We start from the raw sequence: 18,998 nt of genomic DNA on the forward strand, positions 1-18,998 counted from the left end.
CGGCGCGCGACGCATGTTTGGCGCAAACAGGAAGGGGAGGCGCAGGGTGCGGGTTCTGATCGTCGACGATCATCCGGTGGTGGTTTCCGGCTGCAAGGCGCTGCTCGCGGCGGAGCCGGATATTGAAGTTTTCGATGCGCCCGACGCCGAGACCGGGCTCGCCGTTTATACCGCGCAGGCTCCGGATGTCGCCGTACTCGACATTAATCTGCCTGGCCTGTCAGGCTTCGAACTCGCCGCGCGCATTCTGGCGCAGGACCCGGCGGCGCGCATCGTCATCTTCAGCATGAATGACGATCCCGCTTTCGCGGCCCGCGCCATTTCGGCCGGCGCGAAGGGCTATGTCGCCAAGAACGACGACCCCTCGCTCTTTGTCACCGCGTTGCGGCAGGTCTGCGCGGGCGGAACCTATCTGCCCGGCGCGCTCGCGCAGAAAATGGCCTTCGCGAAATTCGACAATCGGCTGGCGCAGCTATCGCAGCGCGAGATGGAGATCGTCCGCCTGCTGGCGACGGGACAATCGATGGGCGCCATCGCCGACAAGCTCGGCGTGTCCTACAAGACCATCGCCAATAATTGCACGTCGCTGAAGCTCAAGCTCGGCGCACGAACCTCGATGGACCTGATGCGCGTCGCGCTGGAGGCGCAGGGGCAATAGGCCTTGCGACGGAACGTCGCGCGCTGACGGTTTGCCGTTCAGGCTCGTCAGGATTACCCTCGAGAGCCTGTATCCATGATATTGGAGACTTCCGATGTTTGATCGTCGTTTTATTTTGGTCGCCGCCGCTGCTATCTGCGCCGGCCCGGCGCTGGCCGGCGTTCCGAAGGCGCTTGATCCCGACGCCGACGGGACGATCGATCTCGCCGAGGCGAAAAAGGCCGCTGGCGCTCTGTTCGACAAGCTGGACAAGGATCACGAAGGCACGCTCGACATCAAGGAGCTGCACGGTCGCGTGAGCAAGGCTGATCTCGCTGGCGCCGACCCGGACAAGGACACGACCCTGACCAAGGATGAATATCTCGCGCTGGTGGAAAAGAAGTTCAAGGCGGCAGATCCCGACAATGAGGGGACGCTCGACGCCAAGGAGCTTCACAGCAAGGCGGGCAAGGCTCTGCTGAAACTGCTGAAATAAAAAAAGAGCGATCTTCCGTCGCGAATGGCGGAAAATCGCTCTCAAGTTTCGGAGTTGCTAACGCAGGCAGTGCTCCAACTGCTTTTCCTCGATGCTGGCGATTTCTCCCGTTTCCAGCTTGAGGCCGGGGACGCGACATTTGCGTCCGCTCCTGAATTTTATGCGCGCACCGTAAATCCCGGGGGAGATGTCGCGCAGCGTCAGGCGCTCGTCGATGTCGATCGCCTTGTCCTTGTCATCCAGCGCGAGGTTCCGTCCGAATTTGGACGAGCCGCCTGGCGCGAGGCGAAAATCCACGATGGCCGACGCGGTCAGGTTCCAGACCTTCATCGGCTTCGGCGGCGGAGCGCCAGGCTGCTCCGCGAAACAGGCGGCGCCGTGCAGAATGGCCGTCACGGCGACAACCGAAAACAGGACGCCCTTCCCGCGATTCATCAGCGCCCTCTTGTGGCTCGGCTTGACGGCTTGAGCCGCCTTGGCCCTTCGTCGAGCAATCGGTCGCGACGGATATGAACTGTGGGAGGCGAAAGGCGATGATGAGGCGCATTTCGTTGTCCGCCGCGACCTGATGCTTTTCTAGCACTCGCGCGCAAAGCGAAAAACTTCAAAGAATCCCGGGCATTGAGGGCCTTATTCACCGCTGGTTCGGGAATTTGTCCCAAACCCCGGCGCGCCGCGTCATTTTCACAAAGCGGTTTCGCAAAAGCCGCCGATAGGCTATTCGCCCTCGACAGGCGCGGCGGATTGCATATTCGAGGACCGGATTTTGGACGAGATCGAAGTCATCATCCCCAATTTGAGCTTGCGCTATTCGGGCGGCACGGCGGTCAACCGCACCATCGCGCCACTGATCGCCAGCAAGCTCGACGCCGTCTGGTTCGGACCCGACGCGCCCGCGGGAATTGCGCAATTATCCGTGCTCGATCTGCTGCGGCTGCGTTTCCAGCCGCCGAAGCAGCACAAGGTCCGTATCTGGCACGCCCGCCGCAATGTCGAAATGCTCGTCGGGCTGGTGCTGAAATGGCTCGGCTGGCGTTTTTCCGTGATCTTCAATTCCGCCGGCCAGCGCCGCCACTCGGCCTATACCCGCTTTCTCATTTCGCAGATGGACGAGATTATCGCCACCAGCGAAATCTCGGCGTCCTTTCTGGAGCGTCCCGCCAAAGTCATCCATCACGGCATCGATCTGGAAAGCTACAAGCCGCCGGAAGACCGCGAGGCCGCCTTCGCCGCGACGGGGCTGCCAGGAAAATATGGCATCGGCGTCTTTGGGCGGGTGCGCAAGCAGAAGGGCATCGATCTCTTCGTCGCCTCCATGCTGAGGCTACTGCCGAAATATCCGGATTTCACCGCCGTCGTCATCGGCCTGATCACGGCGGACAATGTCGCTTTCGTGGACAAGCTCAAGGCGGATATCGCGGCGGCGGGCCTGAGCGAGCGCATCCGCTTTCTGGGCGAGCTGCCCATTGAGGACGTCCCCGCCTGGTATAAGCGCATCTCGATCTATGTCTTCGCCTCGCGCGTCGAAGGTTTCGGCCTGACCATGCTGGAGGCAATGGCGGCGGGCAATGCGGTGGTCGCGACCCGCGCCGGGGCGGCCGAACTGGTGATCGACGATGGCGTGACCGGCGTGCTGGCGCCGACGGGCGACGTCGAGGCCTTGACCGGCTCGATCGAGCCGCTGATGCGCGCGCCGGAACAGATTGCCGGCATTGGCGAGCGAGCGCGGGCGCGCGTCATGGACGCCTTCAACCGCAACCGCGAGGTCGACGAAATCATCGACGTCTATCAGAAGATCTGGACGAAGGCCTGAACCGCGCGAGCAGGCTCAGGCGTAGGGCTGTTCGGGAGTCTTGCCGAACAGGCGCTTGACCGCCGCCGACAGATGATGCCGCAGCATGGCGATGCGGCGGTCGCCTTCCGAGGTCACCCAATTGAACTGGATCACGCGGCGCTCGCCTGAATAAGGCTCGTGGCCGTGCCAGGAATTGTCGGAACGCTTGAACGCCAGCAGCGTCCCGGCGGCGGGCGGCACTTCCATGATCGGATCGTCGAGCCCGGCGTCGGATTTCAGCAGCCGTAGGCGCCCGCCCGCATGTTCCCATTCGGGGTTCATATAGATCAGGATCGTCAGGATCTTGCTCTTGGTGTCGGTGTGGATGCGGCCGTCCCGGGGACTGCAGCGGCCGCGCACCGTGATCGTATGCGGCCGGCCGGTGAGATCGACGCCGAATTTTTCCGCGAAGGCGGCGCGAAACTCGTCGCTCGCCAATTCATCGAGAAAGGTCTGGAAGGCGGGTCCGAAAGACAGCTGGGCGGCGGGATAGCTGCCGCTCTCGCTGATTTTAGGATAGTCCCGGTTGATTTCCGCGCAGGCCTCGGCGCTGAGAAAACCCGGAACCGTCAGGAATTCAAACGGCTCCCGCGTCAAAGGCGTCGCCTTGAAGGCGTCCAGATCCATAAAGCGCAAGGTCATCGAGCCGGCTCCCGCTGCGTTGGCGGCCATCGTCAAAACAGCCGCGCGGAGGATCGGGTTTATAAGCGTGGGTCCGGCGCCTGTCAAAATGCGTCAACCCGCCTTGCGCCTCAGTTTTCCATCAATTCCGTGACCAGCGCGTCGAGTTTCGGCGCGATTTCCGCTGCGCGGCCATGTATGACATGGTCGAAATCCTCATCGCGCGGCGTTTCGGCGGATTCGAGATTGGAAAGGATCGTGGTCGCGGGGCAGCGGCGGGCGATCTGGCCGATCGGCAGCACCAGGCCGGAAGTGCCGATGGCCACTAACACATCGCCTTCCGTCAGGCTTTCGAGACTTTTCCACATTTGCGCATAGCGCGGCGCCGGCTCGTTGAAGAACACCACATTGGGCTTCACGCTTTCCATGCGCTCGCATTTTGGACAGCGGTCGCCCGCCGGGTCAAAGCGCCGGTAGCCGAACAGCCATTGCGCGCCGCAGGAGACGCAGCGCATGGCAGAGAGGAAGCCATGCACATGCATGACATAGCGCGCGCCGGCCCGCTCGAACAGATCGTCCACATTCTGCGTGATGAGTTCGGCGTTATAGCGCTTCTCCCAATCCACCGCGAGGAAATGGGCCTTGTTGGGCGCGACATGGGCGAGTTCCTCGCGCCGGCGCGAATAGAATTCATGGACCAGCTCGAAATTCTCTTCCCAGCAGTCGAAATTGCAGACCACCTCCGGGTCATATTGCGCCCACAGGCTTTCGCCGCCGGAGGTGCGGAAGGTGTCGAGGCCCGAATCGGCGGAAATGCCGCTGCCGGTGAAGACGATGAGGCGGCGCTGAGGCTCGGGGGTCATGGCGCCCTTGCGAAGTGAAGCTTCAGTTAATCACGGAGCGGCAAAAGCGGCAAACCATTGGTCGCACAATTGTCAGGCGACGGGAGCGCGACTATCGTCCTCCCGCGCGGTGGCCTCTCCTTCGCGCTCTCGATTTCTCAGGGGAGCTCCGCTTGCCCGGCATGTTTTCCGGCCTCGTCGCGTTTGCGGCCTATTTCTTCGGCGCGATCGGCTATTGCGTCGTTTTCGGGCTGATTTACACGCGGCTGACGGCGCATGACGAATTCGACCTGATCGTGCGTCAGCATAATGCGTCCGCCGGCCTCGCCTTCGGCGGCGCGCTGATCGGCTTCGCGCTTGCGCTCGCGGGGGCGGTCCACAACACCCAGAGCGCGCTCGAATTCATGGTCTGGGGCCTGATCGCCATGCTTAGCCAGTTCCTGGCCTATGGCGTGGCGCGGCTGCTCCATCCCGGCCTGTCGAACGCCATCGAGCAGAACGCCCTGGCTTCGGCCTATTGGGTCGCCTCGGTCTCGATCGCGTCCGGGCTGCTCGCCGCCGCCTGCATGAGCCCCTGAGCCGATGGCGCCTCCAGCCAAGCCGTTCGGACGGCGCAATCCGCCGCAAAAGATCAACCCGCCGCCGATCGTCTATCACGCGCCGCAGGGCCTCGGCGGCGAGCCGCCGCGAGACCGCCGCCGGCTGCGCTCGCTCGCGATCATCGTCGGCGTCTGCGGCGTGGGCGCCATTGGCGGCCTCGCAACCTATCAGGCTTTGCACAGGGAGAATTGCCCGAACGCCGATCCGAATGACCCCAATGCGCCGGCCTGCCATTCCAGCAGCGGACATGGCGGCGGCCACAGCGGGAGCAGCGGACACTGGTATGGCTCCAGCGGCTCAAGCGGGACCGGCGAACATGCGGCCTCCTTCGGCGGCTTCGGCGCGACCGGCGAGAGCGGCGTCCACGCCGGCTCTTTTGGCGGCCTCCATGGCGGCGGCTTCCACGGGGCGGGCGGATGAGGCGCGAGGCCTCGGCCGTTCGCGCGGATTTCGCGGAACAGGCGGCGAAAATCGGCTTCGCCTTCGCCCATATCGACGGCGAAACCTATTGGGACGAATCGGTCCGCTATGTCTTCTCGCGCCGCGAGATTGAGGACGACCTCGAAGCCGCGACAAGCGAACTCGCGGCGCTGTGCCACGAACTCATTCGGCGGATCATGGTCACCGAGCGCATGATGGAGCGGCTTGGCGTGCCCGACCACGCGCGCGACGTTATCGCGGAAAGCTGGAATCGCCGCGACCCCACGCTCTATGGCCGGTTCGATTTCGCCTATGACGGCAAGGCCCCGCCAAAATTGCTGGAATATAATGCCGACACGCCGACCAGCCTATTCGAATCATCCGTCGTGCAATGGTTCTGGCTGGAGCAGATGATCGCCTCCGGGCAGTTGCCTCGGGGCGCCGACCAGTTCAATTCCCTGCATGAGAAGCTGATCGTGCGCTGGACACGTATCGGCGCGGGGCGCTTTCTCCATCTCTCCTGCCTCCGCGACAGCGTCGAGGATTCCGGGACCACGGCCTATGTCGAGGAATGCGCCCGTCAGGCGGGCTTGCAGACCAGCCTGATCGACATGGGCGACATCGGCCTGGCGCCGGGTCGCGGCTTCATTGACCGCTCGGGCCGCGACATCGCTCTGATGTTCAAGCTCTATCCATGGGAATGGATGTTCGGCGAGGGTTTCGGCAAGGCGCCCGAACTGCGCGCGGCGCGGTTCATTGAACCGGCGTGGAAAATGCTGCTGTCCAACAAGGGCGTGCTGGCGCTGCTCTGGGAGATCGCGCCGGGCCATCCCAATCTGCTGCCGTGCTTTTTCGAGGACGATCCACGCGCCGCAGAACTTGGAGCGCGCTTCGCGCGCAAGCCGCTGTTTTCTCGCGAGGGCGGCAATGTCGAATTGCACGACGGCGACGGGGTCGTCACGGGCCCGGACCTCGCCTATGGCGGGCGTTTTGTGCGGCAGGCGCTCAATCCCCTGCCAGATTTTTCCGGCAATTATCCGGTCTGCGGCTGCTGGCTGGTCGGCGACGAGCCGGCGGGACTCGGCCTGCGCGAGGACGTCTCGCCCATCACGGGCAACCGCTCGCGCTTCATCCCTCATGCGATAGTGGATTAGGTGTTAGCGCCAAAAGGGCCGCAGCTTCTTGAAGCGCTTCCACTCCTTCGCCAGACCTTCATCAGCGATCAGCGCGCCGCGCGCATACCAGCCAGAGACGATGCCGGCGGCGCGGGCCGCCTCGGTCGCGTGCGACTGGCTAAGGAAATGGTCGGCGCTCGCCGCGTCATTATGCGCGCCGAGAATTTCCTGCAAATTCGCCGCCGCGCGGACGAAAGGCGTCGAGTCGCGCTGATCCTCGAAACAGGACGCGAAGAATTCCGCGCCATAGCGCAGGTTCTTCAGCGCGATGCGCACTTCATGGCGTTTCTCGTCCGGCAAAGTCACGAGTTTCTTGCCGCGTTTCAGCACGCGCTCATGGAGCCGGTCGAGCGCCTGGGCCGCGAAAAGCGCCACGGGCTCGGTCAAAGTCGTCAGCTGCGCGCCATTGACGGCGTTGCGCCAGCCGCGTCGGGAGACGAAAGCGCTGAGCCGGAGCACGAACAGGGTGGGCCGCGCCGATTCGATCAGCGCGCGCGAATCGGCGTAAGCCGCGGCGCGGCGCTGTTCGAGCGCGTCGAGCAGAGGAGCGAAATCCTTGCGCTCGCCGAAATGGCCCATCGGCCCGTCCTCGATCAGTTCGCGCAGGGCGTCGCTGTCGCGGGCGGCGCCAAGCGCCGTCGCCAGCTCCTTGGCCTCGGCGCGGAACTCTTCAAATTCGGGGCAGGGGATGGCGCGCTTGAGCATGCCGAGCGCCGCCCGCAACCGGCGCAGCGCGACGCGCATCTGATGGATGGATTCGGGGGCGTCGCTGACGCGCAGCGAGGCCCAATTGGCGAGATAATGATCAATCGCGCCGAGAATGATCTGCGCGGTGGCCTCGTCCAGATTGGCGTCGCCCGGAAGGGCGGCAGGCTTGGCCTTGACCGGCTTCGGCTCGCTCCCAAGACAGAAATGCGAGGCGCGCTCCGCCTTGCTGACGAGGTCGAGACGCAAGGGCAGCGCCTCGGCCAGAAGCGCGGCGAAATCATGCAGGTCTTGCGGCAGGCCGGATTTCAGCTCCAGCTCGACCTCGCGCAGCGGTAGTTCCTTTCCGCTGGCGTGGATGAGGCCGTCGTCGAAAGCGGCTTCAATCTTGGTCGCTCCGCGCGTGATCAGGCGCGTGACGCGGCTGACGCGGGTCTCATATTTGGCTTCGAGCGGGGCGTCGCCAATGATCTCGCGCAGGCCGGCCGCAACATCGGCGTCGAACAGCGCGAGATCGGGCTCCATCTTGCTCGCCTTAACCTCGATCTCGCCGCGCGTGAAGGAATCGCCCATGGTTTGCAGCGGCCATTTCAGCGTCATGACCGGCGCGCCACGTCCGCTGCGCCGCACCCGCAAGGCCATCTTGCGCTTCTTGAGGTCCCAGTTGGGCGTGTCGAAATAGATCGAGATCAGCTTGCGCGCGGGCGACGCGCCCTCGACGCGCAGCAGGGGCGAGGCGAGCGCGGCGGCGAGGCCTGCGGCGTCGGTCGTGAACTTGATCTCAACTTCCTGGGGAGGGGGAGCCGCCGGCTTGGCGTCAGGCGAATCCGGCGTCGCGGAAGGAGCGGCGTCCGCCTTTGACTCGACCGGGGTTTCGACCTGAGGTTCGGGCAGCGTTTCGATATCGGTCACGAGAGGCTCGGCTTGAATGGAAATGACGGCCTGCGCCCGGCGGCCCGTCGGAGCGCGATAGACAGAGCGCGACAGGCAGAGAGGGCGCATTCAGGCGCCTGCTTTTCATACTAAGCCGTTTTCAGGAAAAATGCCGCCGCTTTTTTCGTTCCGGGCGGAACGAAAATAAGAATTCCTGCCTTTAGGCCGGAAAATCGAGCACGCCGGCCTTGCCGCCTTTCGTGCCGAAGGCCAGCCGTCCGCCGGTGGCGTCGAAGGCGAGACCCGTGATGGCGTCGCGCTCGTTCTCCGTCCTGCGGACAAGAATTTCCGCGCCATCGGAGAGCCGCACCAGCAGGATCCAGCCGTCGTCATAGCCGATTGCGACCAGCAGGGCCTTGGGGTGAAAGGCGACTTTCGTCACCAGCACATTCGGCCGCACGCCACATTCGCGCGGCGGCTGGCCCATCGGCCCGTCCTTGCCCGAGAAAGGCCAGACGATGCAACCGTCGGCGCCGGAGGTCGCGAGCCAGTCGCCGTCCTGCGACCAGGACAGCGACCGCGTCTTGGCCGGATAGCCGGACATGCGCATGTCCTTGCGATCCGCGAGGCGCCAGCCATGCAGGGAATTCTCCTGCATGGAGGTCACGACGAAACGGGCGTCGGGCGAGACGACAGCGTCGAGATGCGAGCCTTTCCAGCTCAAACTTTCCGGCGCGGCGGCGGTATTGGGAAACCACAGGCTCGCGCCGTTGTAATGGGCGATGACGAGGCGGTAGCCCTTGGGGAAGAAGCCGAGGCCGCGAACGGTGGAGGGGGCGGTCCAGCCCTTGATCTCGCCCTTGGCGTCGCGGGCGCGGACGTTCTTGCCGCTCGACCAGGCCAGCGCTCCATCGGCCCGCCACGCCAGCGCGTCGATCCAGCCTTTTTCCTTGGCGATCGTCTCGGTCTTGCCTGCGGCGTCGGTCGCCGTGACCAGTCCGTCGTCGCCGCCGGTATAGAGTTTAGCGCCGTCAAATGCGGCGACCAGAATGGCGCCGTCCTCATGGGCCTTGACCCGCCGTTCCTCGCCAATGTCCGCAAGCAGGACGGTTCCGTCCGCCAAGGCGAAGGCGGGCGTGCGGCCGAGAAAGCCCGCGCCGACGATTTCCGCGCCGGCTTCGATCGCCGTGACATATTCGGTAAGGGAGGAAGGACTCATGAAGGGGTTCCGTTAATTTCAGCCCTGTTCAGGCGGCGCGCCCGCAGGCTGCGGCCTTGTCGTCGAAGGCTTCGATCATCATTCTGGCGCGGGCGAGACTTTCGCTGGAAAGCGCGTGTTCGGTCGGACCCCAGGCGATTTTCTCGCGCGCCAGCAGCAGGCACTCGGGGAAATGGGCGCGCACCATCGCAAAATCATGCAGGACGGCGACCACGGTGCGGCCTTCCTGATGCCAGCGCGCGATGAGGGCGAGAAGGTCCCGCACGGCGCGCTCGTCGATGGCGGAAAAAGGCTCGTCGAGCAGGATCAGCGAGGCGTCCTGCAACAACAGGCGCGCGAACAGCAGGCGTTGGGTCTGGCCGCCGGAGAGCGCGCCGATCGGACGGCGCTCGAATCCGGCGAGTCCCACGGTTTCCAGCGCGTCATGGACCTTGGCCTCGTCGGCGCGCGACAGACCGCCGAACAGGCCGATGCGCCGCCACAGGCCCATGGCGGCCATGTCGAACACGTCGATGGGAAAGCTCAAATCGACCTGCGCGGCCTGCGGCAGATAGCCGATGTCGCGGGTCCGCGCGCCGCCAAGGTCGATGGTTCCGCCCATCGGCTTCAAGACGCCTGTCAGGGCCTTGAACAAGGTCGATTTGCCGGCGCCATTGGGGCCGCAGACTGCGAGCAGTGCGCCCGGCGCGATCTCGCCGTCAAGATGATGGACGGCGGGATGGCGGTCATATCCGAGGGTGACATTGCGCAGCGTGACCAGAGGGGCGGGTTTTGGGGCGATTTTTGGGGCGGTCATGACAAGGCCCAATAGACGCCGCTCCAGAGCAGGACCAAAGCGGCCAGAACGATGGCGAGCCTTTGGCCTACCGCGAGCCGCAGCAGCGAGAAACCCGGCTCGTGGCGCGCGGGCGGGGCGGCGTGATCGTGCGCATGCATGTTTCGACCTGCCTCCCTGTCGCGATCCACGCTGGCGGCGAGACGCCGTTTGACGACGAAAGCGCCGCCGCTGTCAATCGGAAGCGGCCTCAGCTTCCGTGCGCACTGGAAAGAAATCTCTTAGAACGGATGATATTGGAACATCCAGATTTCCGAGATCGGCTTGTCGCCGAGCTTCAGGAAGGCGCGCAGCTCCACTGGGTCCTTGCCTTCGATTCCCGCGACGTCGAATTGCACGCGCCAATGGCCGGGGACTTCGTCCGGCACGGCCTCGATCATCTGGTAATCGCCCAGATGCCCGCGCGAGGTCTCCACGACCAGTTCCGGCTTCGCGCCCTTGGGCAGGTCGGCCAGCGCCCCGCCGAGAAATTCGATCATGAACTTGCGGACGCCTTTCGGGCGCGGCTGGCCGGGCTGGCCGCCATTGCCGAGCCGGGTGGCGACGACCTTGGCGAGGCCGCTGGGGAAAGGCTCGTCGGCGAGCCAATGCAGGCGGAAGGAAAAGTTGAATTCCGATCCCGCGACGGCGGGTGCGGCGGGAACCCACATCACCACGATATTGTCGTGAATCTCGTCATCGGTCGCCAGTTCGACCAGATGGATCGCGCCCTTGCCCCAATCGCCCTTGGGCTCGACCCAGAGACTCGGGCGGCGGTCGTAATAGACGCCGTCGACGTAATGATCGAACACGCGGTCGCGCTGCAACAGGCCATAGCCCTTGGGGTTATTGTCGCTGAAGGCCGAGGCCATGACATGCGGAGGATTGTTGAGCGGGCGCCACAGCCGCCCGCCCCAGCCGGTCCACATGGCGAGGCCGTCGGAATCATGCACTTCCGGGCGCCAGTCCACGGCGTTCTGCTTGGCGGCTTCCGAGAACCAGTACATGGAGGTAAGCGGCGCGACGCCGAAGCGGATGATGTCGCCACGCAGGAAAAAGGCCTGGTCGATGTCCATGACCACGCCTTCGCCGCGCGTCATCACGAATTTCACGGCGCCGACGATCTTCGGCCCTTCGAGCAGCGCATAGACCGTGACGGAATCGCCGGATTGCGGCCCGATATAGATCTTGGTGAAGTCGGGGAATTCCTCGTTGCGGTCGGCTACGGCGGTGTCGATGGCGACGCCGCGCGCGGAAAGGCCATATTGGTGCAATTCGCCGATGGCGCGGAAATAGGAGGCGCCGAGGAAGGCGACCCAGTCGTTCTTGTGCCAGTCGAATTTTTGCGAATCCTTGGCTTCCTGAAAGCGGAAGCCGGCGAAACCGGCGCCCTTCGGCAATTGCCGGGCCGGGGAATCCGCCGGCATGTCGAAATAGCTCGGATCGTAGATGATCTCGCGCGCGCTATTGTTTTCCAACACATAGATATCGACGGCCTTTTTGAAGAAGCGGCCGAGATGGAAGAAGGTCACGGGGAAGCGGTTCGACCCTTCCGCATAGAGAGCGAAGGAATCGTTGAAGCGGATCTTGCCCCAGGCGTCATAGTCGATGGTTTGCAGCAGCTCGGGCGCGGGGGTCGCCGGGCCGCGATAGGGCTCGCCGGCCATGGTCCTGGCCTGGGCCTTCAGCGTCTCGAAGGAAAAGGGCTGCGCCGGGCCGAGCTTCAGCCCCGGCGCGGCGGCGAGCGCGGGGACGCCGCCCGCTCCGGCCAGCCCCGCGACGGATGCGAGAGCGAGCGTTTTGCACAAGGTCCGTCGATCGAGGGTTCTGGTCATGGCTTTTGTCCGGAATCGGTTCGGCGTCCGGCCTTGAGGGCCGGGCGGAACGGCCAGACTAGCCGAAAAAGGTTTTTCTTCGGTTGAGGGCGGCGCAGCTTTCAGCTTGCGCGCAGCTGGCGGTCAGCGGCGGACGGGCTCATGCGCGATGGCTGTGCGCATGAAATAATAGAGGCCGAAGAAGCCGATCGCGACGAAGACGAGCTCAATGCCCCGGGCCCAGCCCGCGCCGAGTTGGAACAGGCCGCCCAACGCCCAGCCGGCGGCCCATGAGGCGCCGACCAGCTCCGTTCCGACGAGGATGGCCAGAGCGGCCAGTGTGCGCGCATTGGTCCAGTTGATGGGCTTTTTCTCGGGCATGCCAGCGATCCTGTTTGAGGAACTGATCTAAACCAGAGTTAAGCCCGTGGCAATGTTGCGCCGCTTGTGGCGAGGCGCGTTTTGGGGCAGAAAGCCCCGGTCCGCGGCTGATGCGCCGCTTCATCAGGAAGAAATGACCAGATGGCCCGTTCCGCCTCCCCCTTCATTGGCGTTCGCCGCGCCGCGCTTGTCCTTTCGTTCTGCGCGACGGCGCTGACGCCCGCGCTGGCCCAGACTCCTGCTCCGACTCCCGCCCCGGCTCAAGCGCCCGCCCCGGCTCAAGCGCCCGCGAAGGCCACGAACAAGGTGCTGGCGACCGTCAATGGCGCCGACATCACCGAACTGGACGTCGCTCAGGCGCGCGAGGACGTCGGCTCGACCCTGCCCAAGCAGATGAACGACGCCGCCCGCGACAAGGCGCTGCTGGACTATGTCATCGACCTCAAACTGGTGACCCAGAAGGCGATCTCGGACAAGATGGACCAGACGCCCGATTTCCAGAAAAAAATGATTTATTATCGCGAAAAGCTGCTGATGGAAGGCTATCTCGGCCAGGTCGCCAAGGACAGCACCACGGAAGCCGCGATGAAGGCGACCTATGACGAGGCCGCCAAGGCGCAGAAGCCGGAAATCGAGGTTCACGCCCTGCACATTCTCGTCCCGACCGAGGAAGAGGCCAAGACGGTCGAGAAGCGGCTCAAGGCCGGCGAGGATTTCGGCAAGCTCGCCGATGAATTGTCCAAGGACCCCGGCTCCAAGGGCGGCGATCTCGGCTGGTTCACCAAGGACCGCATGGTGCCGGAATTCGCCGACGCCGCTTACAAGCTCGAACCCGGTCAGGTGTCCGATCCGGTCAAGACCCAGTTCGGCTGGCATGTCATCAAGGTGCTGGACAAGCGCACGCGCCCGTTCCCGCCGATGGATCAAGTCAAGGATCAGCTTGAGCGTTTCGTCGCCCAACGCGCCCAGAGCGAGGCGATTCTGAAACTGCGCGAGGCTGCCAAGATCACCCGCACGGACGAGCCCAAGGCGGACGAGGCGCCCAAGGCGGATGCTCCTAAAGCCGATGCCCCCAAGCCGGACGCCGCCAAGCCGGCTGCAACGCCGAAGAAGTAAGCCACAAATCGAGAAGCCCCGCTCCGGCGGGGCTTCTCATTTGGCGCGCGGCTCTTCCCGCTCGGCCGCGACGGCGGCGCGAAACGCCGCCACGAAATCGGCCAGTTCGGTTTCCGGCAGATCGGTCACGGCGACATAAGAACGGTCGAAATCGCTCCAGCGCGCGACATGATAGCCGTCGAACCGGCTGGTCTCGATGTTTTCGCTGGCGCGCCCGGACAGCGGCAGTTCCGTCACTTCAATGCGATGTTCGCGGCGCCGATAGACGAGCGTCGGCGCGATTCGGCCATCCAACGCCTCGACCCGCCCGCCGATGAGCGGAAAGCCGGCGGATGCGAGGTCCACGGCGGCGACGGCCAGCGGCGCGCGGGTGGCGAGCCAGGGTTTCACGACATGGCGGTCGCTCGTAGCGACATCCACGCTCTGGCCGCCGATCTGCGTGCGCATGAAGGCCGAGACCAGGGCGCGCTCGTCTTGCGGCGGCGCCGGGCGCAGCAGGGCGCCGCCATAGCCAAGGAAAGCGCCGAGAAGCAGGCTGGCGGCTAAAGCGCGCGGCGGCGCGGACCAAAACCGCCGGCGCTGCGGCGCGCCAAGCGCGGCCATGCGGGCGCGCAGATGCGCCGGAGCGGGCTCGATCGGCGCGGCTCGGCGCAAGGCCTCCTCCACAGACTCCAGCCGGGCGAATTCGGCGGCAAGCGCCGGATCTTCGGCGCAGGCGCGCTCGAATGCGAGCATGCCGGCGGCGTCGAGTTCGCCGTCCAACGCCGCATGAAGCCGCAGAGCTTTGTCGTCCGCCTCCGTCACTTTTTTCCTCCCAAGACTTGCGACAGAGCCGCGCGGGCCCGGGCAAGGCGCGACATAACAGTGCCGACCGGCGCCGCTGTCGCCGCTGCGATGTCGCGATAGCTCAGGCCGTGCACCGCGCGCATCAGCAGGGTTTCGCGCAGGGCCAGCGGCAATTCGGCGAGCGCGCCGCGCAGGGCCGAGCTTTCGTCGGCTGCGATGAGCCGCGCCTCAGCGTCGGGGCCGGGCTCGGCGGCCGAAAGCCGCCCGTCGCGTTCGAGATCGCCGACATCGGCCGGGCTTGGCGGCGCGCGGCGGGACAGGAAAGTCAATGCGGCATTGCGTGTGATCGTCAGCATCCACGCGCGCGGCTTTTCGACCTGTTGCGTCTCAAGCGCCGTTAGCGCCCGCAGGCAGGCCTCCTGCACAATGTCTTCCGCGTCCGCGCCATTGCCCGCCAGCGATTTGGCAAGGGAATAAGCCGCGTCGAGATGGGGCAGGGCGACTGCGGTGAAGCGCCGCCGCGCCAATTCGCTGGCCGTCACAAGGGGCGCTCTCCAATTCAGCGGGCGCGCGTTTTCAGAAATTCGATGACGTCGGCGCGATCCTGCTCATTGTCGAGATGATAGAACATTTTCGCTCCGGGCAGGAATTTTTGCGGATCGGCCAGCCATTGGTCGAGAGTCTTGTCATCCCAGACAAATTTCGAATTTTTGAGCGCGTCGGAATAGGAATAATCCGGCAGCGATCCCGCTTTGCGGCCATAGACGCCGCGATGGCGCGGGCCGACTTCATTCTTGTCCAGCGAATGGCAGTCCTGACAGCCCTCATACAGGGCCTCGCCACGTATCGCGTCGTCCGCCGCTAAGGCGGCGGAGGGCGCGGAGAAGGCGGCGCCGAGCGCCAGCGGCAGCATGAATTTGAACATGGCCCGCCCTCAACCCGCCAGCGTCGAATCGGTGATCGCGAGGCGTGCATTGCCCGGCGCATAGGTGACGTCTGTAATGCCGAGCACGCTGCGCAATTGCCCCGGCGGCACCTTCAAGGGGCCCGGGGCAGGCGCCGTTCCCGGCGCGGGCTGCGGAAAGGCTGTCGAGCGCGCGGTATGGAAGGTCGCGTTGCCCTCAATCTTCTGCATGGTCTGATGGATGTGGCCGTTGAGCACGGTGAGCGAGCCGAAGCGGGCGAGCAGCGTGAGCGCGGCCAGCGAATCCTGCGTGCCCCAGCCCCATTCGGGCGCAATGGTCCACAGCGGAATATGGCAGAACACGACGATGGGCGTGGAATCCGTCTTGTCTTTCAGATCGTCGGCGAGCCATGCGAGCTGGGGGCCGCCGAGAGAGCCAAGTCCATTGGCCTTGAGATCGGTGACATTATTGAGCGAGATGAAATGCACGCCCTTGTGGTCGAAGGAATAATAGGCGCCGTCGCGGGCGCCCTTGCCGAAGCGCTCCATATAGGCCTTGGCCGTGGCCGCATCGAGAATGTCATGCTCTCCAGGGGCGTAATGCACGTCGCGCTTCAGTCGCGCGATGTTTTGCAGCGCGATGTCGAATTGCTCCGGCGCGGCGAGATGGGTGATGTCGCCGGTGTGGATAATGAAATCGGGCGGCGCCGGCAGCGCGGCGATCTTATCGAGCGCCTCGTTCAGGGTGGCGGCGGGATCTGGATTGACCGGCTTGTCAAAGCCGATATGGCTGTCGGAAATCTGGACGAAGGTGAAGCCTGCGTCCTTCGCTTGCGCCGAGCCAAGCAGGCGCGAAGCGGGCGCGCCGCCTGCGAAGCTCCAGACCATGCCCGTGCCCGTCCAGGCCATGCATTCCAGGAGTCGCCGGCGGCTTGGCCCGGCCTTCATCGCCTCGTCATGTTTGGACATGAATCTCTCCGCATCGCAGGGGTTGCGCGATAGAGACTCGGGCGAAGGCCGTTTTATTCCCCGGGGCGGAAAAAATTCCGCACAAAAATGCCGGCCTGCGACGCCGATGCGACTTGACGCCCAGGAGCAAGGCGACGACTAATCCGCCCGCCGTTAATCTGAAGGGACTATCCCATGGCCGCCGCCGCCCCCATCTCTCCCCTCGCGCCAAAGACTTTCGCCGAGCTTCCGCCGCTCGACGGCGTGCGTCTCGCCGCTGGCGCCGCCGGCATCCGTTATCAGGGCCGCACCGATGTGCTGCTGGCCCTATTCGACCATGGGGCGACGGTCGCCGGCGTCTTCACCACTTCCAAATGCCCGTCCGCGCCGGTGGATTGGTGCCGTGAAAACCTGCGCGGCGGCCGCGCCCGCGCTTTGGTGGTCAATTCCGGCAACGCCAACGCCTTCACCGGCAAGGCCGGGCGCGAGGCGACCGAGCTGACGGCGAAGCTGGCGGCCAAGGCGGTCGGCGCCGATGAGGACGAGATCTTCCTCGCCTCGACCGGCGTGATCGGCGAGCCGCTCGACGCCGCAAAATTCGAGGGCGTGCTGGACCGCCTGGCGGGTGAGGCGCGTCCCGAAGGCTGGCTCGACGCCGCTCGCGCCATCATGACCACTGACACCTTTCCCAAGGTCGCTACCGCCAAGGCCGAAATCGACGGCGTCGAGGTGACGATCAATGGCATGGCCAAGGGCGCGGGCATGATCGCGCCGGATATGGCGACCATGCTGTCCTATGTCTTCACCGACGCCGCGATTTCCTCCGAAGCGCTGCAAAAACTGCTCTCCAAGGGCGTCAAGACCACATTCAACGCCGTGACGGTGGATAGCGACACTTCGACCTCCGACACCTTGATGCTGTTCGCCACCGGCGCGGCGGAAAAGCGTGGGCAGAAGAAGGTCAAGAAGGCGAGCGACAAGCGCCTCAAGGATTTTACAGCGAAGCTCCAGGATGTTTTGCTCGATCTCGCGCAGCAGGTAGCGCGCGACGGCGAAGGCGCCCGCAAATTCATCGAAGTGCGAGTGACCGGGGCCGAGGACGACAAGGCGGCCAAGCGAATCGCCTTTTCCATCGCCAATTCGCCGCTGGTGAAAACGGCGGCGGCGGGCGAGGACGCCAATTGGGGCCGCGTGGTCATGGCGGTCGGCAAGGCCGGCGAAAAGGCCGAGCGCGACCTGCTCTCGATCTGGTTCGGCGATATCCGCGTCGCTCATGATGGCCGCCGCGACCCGGATTATGACGAGGCGGCGGCGAGCGCGGTCATGAAGCAGGACAAGATCATGATTCGCGCCGATATCGGCATCGGTAAGGGCGAGGCGACGGTCTGGACCTGCGACTTGACCAAGGAATATGTCGCCATCAATGGCGATTACCGCTCCTGAGGCGCTCTTAAAATGAAGCTTCTTCTAGTCGTTGCGGCGGCTTTGATCGACGCCGACAATCGCGTGCTGGTGGCGCAGAGGCCCGAGGGGAAGAATCTGGCGGGTCTCTGGGAATTCCCCGGCGGCAAGGTGGACGCGGGCGAGCGGCCGGAACAGGCGCTGATTCGCGAATTGCGCGAGGAACTGGGAGTCAATGTGAAGGAGCCCTGTCTCGCGCCCTTGACCTTCGCCAGCCACGCCTATGAGGATTTTCACCTGCTGATGCCGCTCTATGTCTGCCGGCGCTGGGAGGGCTTCGTCGCCTCCCGCGAGGGCCAGGCGCTGAAATGGCTGCGCCCGAATCAATTGCGGGACATGCCCATGCCCCCGGCTGACGAGCCGCTCATTCCGGCCCTGATCGAGCTTCTGGCCTGAAAATGCGGTTCATTCAGGAACTATTCATGCTTTCGCGCATAAATAGCTTTCGCAACGCAGCATTAAGGGGGCTTCAATCGCTCCCTGATAGGTGGCGCGAAAAGAAGGCGCAGGCGCAAAATGTGCAAAATTCATAACGGAATCAATGCACAAAAATGCCTAAAGTTCGGGCTTGAACTTTATGTTGCGATGCAACATATTGAGCCAAGCGTGAGGAAGCGTTTTCGGAGGTCCGAGCAACAGCGGCGCATTGCCGCAGAAGGACAAGGAATAACCACATGGAACATATGATGATCCATGGCGGGGTCATACGCAGATTATGGCCGGCCGATCTCTCGGCGTTTCGTGAGCATCTTTTGCGCCTCGACGCGCAGAGCCGGTTTGACCGCTATGCAATGTCGGTCAACGACGATTTTCTGATCCGCTACGCCGAGCGCTGCTTCGGCATCGACGATGTGATCTACGGCTATTACGTCGATGGCGTCCTGCGCGGCGCCGGCGAATTGCGGGCAGTCGGCAATAATATCATCGGCGGTTCCGTCGAGGCGGCGTTCAGCGTCGAGAAGGATTGGCGCCGCCGCGGCGTCGGTACCGAGCTGATGTCCCGCATCGTGCGCGCAGCCCGCAACCGTCGCGCCGACGCGCTCTATATGTCGTGCCTCGCCAGCAACGCCGCGATGCAAGCCCTGGCGAAGAAGTTCTCCGCCGACCTGCGCTTCGAGACGGATGACATGACCGGGAAGCTGGTCGCGCGTGAGCCGACTCCATCTTCGGTGTGGAGCGAATTCGCCGATAATGCGACGAGCTTCGCCACGGCCATGCTCGATCTGCAGACCCGCGTGTTCTCGCTGCAGCCGCGCGCGTAACGACAAGAATGGGCCTGCCGCCCCCGGCGACCGGCCCATGAACCCGAAATGACCCCGGAATGATCCATGAAAAAGGCGCGCCTCACGGCG

General features: G+C 64.3%; 23 protein-coding genes. 10 read left to right on the forward strand and 13 right to left on the reverse strand.

Translation table 11 applies throughout. The features are described from left to right. Nucleotides 1–46: 46 nt before the first annotated feature. Together QZ409_RS19685 and QZ409_RS19690 are read left to right on the forward strand one after the other, a co-directional pair. A complete protein-coding gene (locus QZ409_RS19685; RefSeq protein ID WP_296714758.1) occupies nt 47–658 on the forward strand; it encodes a response regulator transcription factor in 612 nt (203 codons plus the stop codon). 94 nt (nt 659–752) lie between these two features. After that, a complete protein-coding gene (locus QZ409_RS19690) occupies nt 753–1,133 on the forward strand; it encodes a calcium-binding protein (RefSeq protein ID WP_296714762.1) in 381 nt (126 codons plus the stop codon). 57 nt (nt 1,134–1,190) lie between these two features. On the opposite strand, the gene QZ409_RS19695 is transcribed toward QZ409_RS19690, so the two are convergent. Continuing rightward, nucleotides 1,191–1,568, reverse strand: a complete 378-nt coding sequence (locus QZ409_RS19695) for a hypothetical protein (protein WP_296714763.1) — start codon at nt 1,566–1,568, stop codon at nt 1,191–1,193. Nucleotides 1,569–1,899: 331 nt separating this feature from the next. Between QZ409_RS19695 and QZ409_RS19700 the strand changes: the two genes are divergently transcribed. Further along, the gene (locus QZ409_RS19700; protein WP_296714767.1) at nt 1,900–2,946 is read left to right on the forward strand and encodes a glycosyltransferase family 4 protein; all 1,047 of its coding nucleotides are present in this window, start codon (nt 1,900–1,902) and stop codon (nt 2,944–2,946) included. 15 nt (nt 2,947–2,961) lie between these two features. On the opposite strand, the gene QZ409_RS19705 is transcribed toward QZ409_RS19700, so the two are convergent. Together QZ409_RS19705 and QZ409_RS19710 are read right to left on the reverse strand one after the other, a co-directional pair. Continuing rightward, complete coding sequence (locus QZ409_RS19705; protein WP_296714768.1) at nt 2,962–3,609, reverse strand: 2OG-Fe(II) oxygenase; 648 nt, start codon at nt 3,607–3,609, stop codon at nt 2,962–2,964. Nucleotides 3,610–3,719: 110 nt separating this feature from the next. Continuing rightward, on the reverse strand, nt 3,720–4,451 hold the full coding sequence (locus QZ409_RS19710) for an NAD-dependent deacetylase (RefSeq protein ID WP_296714770.1): 732 nt from the start codon (nt 4,449–4,451) through the stop codon (nt 3,720–3,722). Between the two features lie 161 nt (nt 4,452–4,612). Here QZ409_RS19710 and QZ409_RS19715 point away from each other — a divergent pair, with 161 nt between their 5' ends. The 3 genes from QZ409_RS19715 to QZ409_RS19725 are packed head-to-tail and all read left to right on the forward strand — an operon-like array spanning nt 4,613 to nt 6,604. After that, nucleotides 4,613–5,008 carry a DUF350 domain-containing protein gene (locus tag QZ409_RS19715; RefSeq protein WP_296714836.1) on the forward strand — a complete coding sequence of 132 codons (396 nt, stop codon included), beginning with the start codon at nt 4,613–4,615 and terminating at the stop codon, nt 5,006–5,008. 4 nt (nt 5,009–5,012) lie between these two features. Further along, complete coding sequence (locus tag QZ409_RS19720; RefSeq protein WP_296714773.1) at nt 5,013–5,450, forward strand: hypothetical protein; 438 nt, start codon at nt 5,013–5,015, stop codon at nt 5,448–5,450. Beyond that, a complete protein-coding gene (locus QZ409_RS19725) occupies nt 5,447–6,604 on the forward strand; it encodes a glutathionylspermidine synthase family protein (RefSeq protein WP_296714775.1) in 1,158 nt (385 codons plus the stop codon). The genes QZ409_RS19720 and QZ409_RS19725 overlap by 4 nt, the downstream gene beginning before the upstream one ends. A 3-nt stretch (nt 6,605–6,607) precedes the next feature. Here the strand turns inward: QZ409_RS19725 and QZ409_RS19730 are convergent, their stop codons facing one another. From QZ409_RS19730 to QZ409_RS19755, 6 genes are all read right to left on the reverse strand, one after another. Continuing rightward, nucleotides 6,608–8,332 (reverse strand): CHAD domain-containing protein, encoded by a 1,725-nt coding sequence (locus QZ409_RS19730; protein ID WP_296714776.1) that lies wholly within the window; start codon nt 8,330–8,332, stop codon nt 6,608–6,610. A gap of 91 nt (nt 8,333–8,423) precedes the next feature. Further along, nucleotides 8,424–9,422: a WD40 repeat domain-containing protein gene (locus QZ409_RS19735; protein ID WP_296714777.1), complete on the reverse strand. Its 999-nt coding sequence runs from the start codon at nt 9,420–9,422 to the stop codon at nt 8,424–8,426. 28 nt (nt 9,423–9,450) lie between these two features. Then, nucleotides 9,451–10,218, reverse strand: a complete 768-nt coding sequence (locus QZ409_RS19740; RefSeq protein WP_296714779.1) for an ABC transporter ATP-binding protein — start codon at nt 10,216–10,218, stop codon at nt 9,451–9,453. Next, nucleotides 10,215–10,358 (reverse strand): hypothetical protein, encoded by a 144-nt coding sequence (locus QZ409_RS19745; RefSeq protein ID WP_296714782.1) that lies wholly within the window; start codon nt 10,356–10,358, stop codon nt 10,215–10,217. Before QZ409_RS19745 ends, QZ409_RS19740 begins: the two co-directional genes overlap by 4 nt. Before the next feature lie 120 nt (nt 10,359–10,478). Beyond that, nucleotides 10,479–12,071 carry a glucan biosynthesis protein D gene (locus tag QZ409_RS19750; protein ID WP_296714783.1) on the reverse strand — a complete coding sequence of 531 codons (1,593 nt, stop codon included), beginning with the start codon at nt 12,069–12,071 and terminating at the stop codon, nt 10,479–10,481. 123 nt (nt 12,072–12,194) lie between these two features. Continuing rightward, a complete protein-coding gene (locus QZ409_RS19755) occupies nt 12,195–12,431 on the reverse strand; it encodes a hypothetical protein (RefSeq protein WP_296714785.1) in 237 nt (78 codons plus the stop codon). Between the two features lie 141 nt (nt 12,432–12,572). Here QZ409_RS19755 and QZ409_RS19760 point away from each other — a divergent pair, with 141 nt between their 5' ends. Continuing rightward, the gene (locus tag QZ409_RS19760) at nt 12,573–13,547 is read left to right on the forward strand and encodes a peptidylprolyl isomerase (protein WP_296714788.1); all 975 of its coding nucleotides are present in this window, start codon (nt 12,573–12,575) and stop codon (nt 13,545–13,547) included. Between the two features lie 36 nt (nt 13,548–13,583). Here QZ409_RS19760 and QZ409_RS19765 read toward each other — a convergent pair whose 3' ends face one another. The 4 genes from QZ409_RS19765 to QZ409_RS19780 are packed head-to-tail and all read right to left on the reverse strand — an operon-like array spanning nt 13,584 to nt 16,206. Further along, nucleotides 13,584–14,351 (reverse strand): hypothetical protein, encoded by a 768-nt coding sequence (locus QZ409_RS19765; RefSeq protein ID WP_296714790.1) that lies wholly within the window; start codon nt 14,349–14,351, stop codon nt 13,584–13,586. After that, the gene (locus QZ409_RS19770; protein ID WP_296714791.1) at nt 14,348–14,875 is read right to left on the reverse strand and encodes a sigma-70 family RNA polymerase sigma factor; all 528 of its coding nucleotides are present in this window, start codon (nt 14,873–14,875) and stop codon (nt 14,348–14,350) included. Before QZ409_RS19770 ends, QZ409_RS19765 begins: the two co-directional genes overlap by 4 nt. 17 nt (nt 14,876–14,892) lie before the next feature. Continuing rightward, nucleotides 14,893–15,258: a cytochrome c family protein gene (locus tag QZ409_RS19775; RefSeq protein WP_296714793.1), complete on the reverse strand. Its 366-nt coding sequence runs from the start codon at nt 15,256–15,258 to the stop codon at nt 14,893–14,895. Nucleotides 15,259–15,267: 9 nt separating this feature from the next. After that, entirely contained in the window at nt 15,268–16,206 is a 939-nt protein-coding gene (locus QZ409_RS19780) for a metallophosphoesterase (protein WP_296714795.1), read from the reverse strand. Nucleotides 16,207–16,380: 174 nt separating this feature from the next. Here QZ409_RS19780 and argJ point away from each other — a divergent pair, with 174 nt between their 5' ends. From argJ to QZ409_RS19795, 3 genes are all read left to right on the forward strand, one after another. After that, nucleotides 16,381–17,628, forward strand: a complete 1,248-nt coding sequence (gene argJ / locus QZ409_RS19785) for a bifunctional glutamate N-acetyltransferase/amino-acid acetyltransferase ArgJ (RefSeq protein ID WP_296714797.1) — start codon at nt 16,381–16,383, stop codon at nt 17,626–17,628. A 12-nt stretch (nt 17,629–17,640) separates the two neighbouring features. Continuing rightward, on the forward strand, nt 17,641–18,042 hold the full coding sequence (locus tag QZ409_RS19790) for a (deoxy)nucleoside triphosphate pyrophosphohydrolase (RefSeq protein ID WP_296714799.1): 402 nt from the start codon (nt 17,641–17,643) through the stop codon (nt 18,040–18,042). 278 nt (nt 18,043–18,320) lie between these two features. Then, nucleotides 18,321–18,908 carry a GNAT family N-acetyltransferase gene (locus QZ409_RS19795; protein WP_296714802.1) on the forward strand — a complete coding sequence of 196 codons (588 nt, stop codon included), beginning with the start codon at nt 18,321–18,323 and terminating at the stop codon, nt 18,906–18,908. Nucleotides 18,909–18,998 lie beyond the last annotated feature (90 nt).

It is taken from the genome of Rhodoblastus sp. (assembly GCF_019449565.1).
Lineage (GTDB): Bacteria > Pseudomonadota > Alphaproteobacteria > Rhizobiales > Beijerinckiaceae > Rhodoblastus.

Coding starts and splice junctions, on each gene's coding strand:
- argJ (WP_296714797.1), top strand. CDS start 16,381: ATGGCCGCCGCCGCCCCCATCTCTCCCCTCGCGCCAAAGACTTTCGCC.
- QZ409_RS19755 (WP_296714785.1), bottom strand. CDS start 12,431: ATGCCCGAGAAAAAGCCCATCAACTGGACCAATGCGCGCACACTGGCC.
- QZ409_RS19750 (WP_296714783.1), bottom strand. CDS start 12,071: ATGACCAGAACCCTCGATCGACGGACCTTGTGCAAAACGCTCGCTCTC.
- QZ409_RS19705 (WP_296714768.1), bottom strand. CDS start 3,609: ATGACCTTGCGCTTTATGGATCTGGACGCCTTCAAGGCGACGCCTTTG.
- QZ409_RS19690 (WP_296714762.1), top strand. CDS start 753: ATGTTTGATCGTCGTTTTATTTTGGTCGCCGCCGCTGCTATCTGCGCC.
- QZ409_RS19710 (WP_296714770.1), bottom strand. CDS start 4,451: ATGACCCCCGAGCCTCAGCGCCGCCTCATCGTCTTCACCGGCAGCGGC.
- QZ409_RS19735 (WP_296714777.1), bottom strand. CDS start 9,422: ATGAGTCCTTCCTCCCTTACCGAATATGTCACGGCGATCGAAGCCGGC.
- QZ409_RS19695 (WP_296714763.1), bottom strand. CDS start 1,568: ATGAATCGCGGGAAGGGCGTCCTGTTTTCGGTTGTCGCCGTGACGGCC.
- QZ409_RS19780 (WP_296714795.1), bottom strand. CDS start 16,206: ATGTCCAAACATGACGAGGCGATGAAGGCCGGGCCAAGCCGCCGGCGA.
- QZ409_RS19760 (WP_296714788.1), top strand. CDS start 12,573: ATGGCCCGTTCCGCCTCCCCCTTCATTGGCGTTCGCCGCGCCGCGCTT.
- QZ409_RS19715 (WP_296714836.1), top strand. CDS start 4,613: ATGTTTTCCGGCCTCGTCGCGTTTGCGGCCTATTTCTTCGGCGCGATC.
- QZ409_RS19740 (WP_296714779.1), bottom strand. CDS start 10,218: ATGACCGCCCCAAAAATCGCCCCAAAACCCGCCCCTCTGGTCACGCTG.
- QZ409_RS19720 (WP_296714773.1), top strand. CDS start 5,013: ATGGCGCCTCCAGCCAAGCCGTTCGGACGGCGCAATCCGCCGCAAAAG.
- QZ409_RS19775 (WP_296714793.1), bottom strand. CDS start 15,258: ATGTTCAAATTCATGCTGCCGCTGGCGCTCGGCGCCGCCTTCTCCGCG.
- QZ409_RS19725 (WP_296714775.1), top strand. CDS start 5,447: ATGAGGCGCGAGGCCTCGGCCGTTCGCGCGGATTTCGCGGAACAGGCG.
- QZ409_RS19795 (WP_296714802.1), top strand. CDS start 18,321: ATGGAACATATGATGATCCATGGCGGGGTCATACGCAGATTATGGCCG.
- QZ409_RS19745 (WP_296714782.1), bottom strand. CDS start 10,358: ATGCATGCGCACGATCACGCCGCCCCGCCCGCGCGCCACGAGCCGGGT.
- QZ409_RS19730 (WP_296714776.1), bottom strand. CDS start 8,332: ATGCGCCCTCTCTGCCTGTCGCGCTCTGTCTATCGCGCTCCGACGGGC.
- QZ409_RS19790 (WP_296714799.1), top strand. CDS start 17,641: ATGAAGCTTCTTCTAGTCGTTGCGGCGGCTTTGATCGACGCCGACAAT.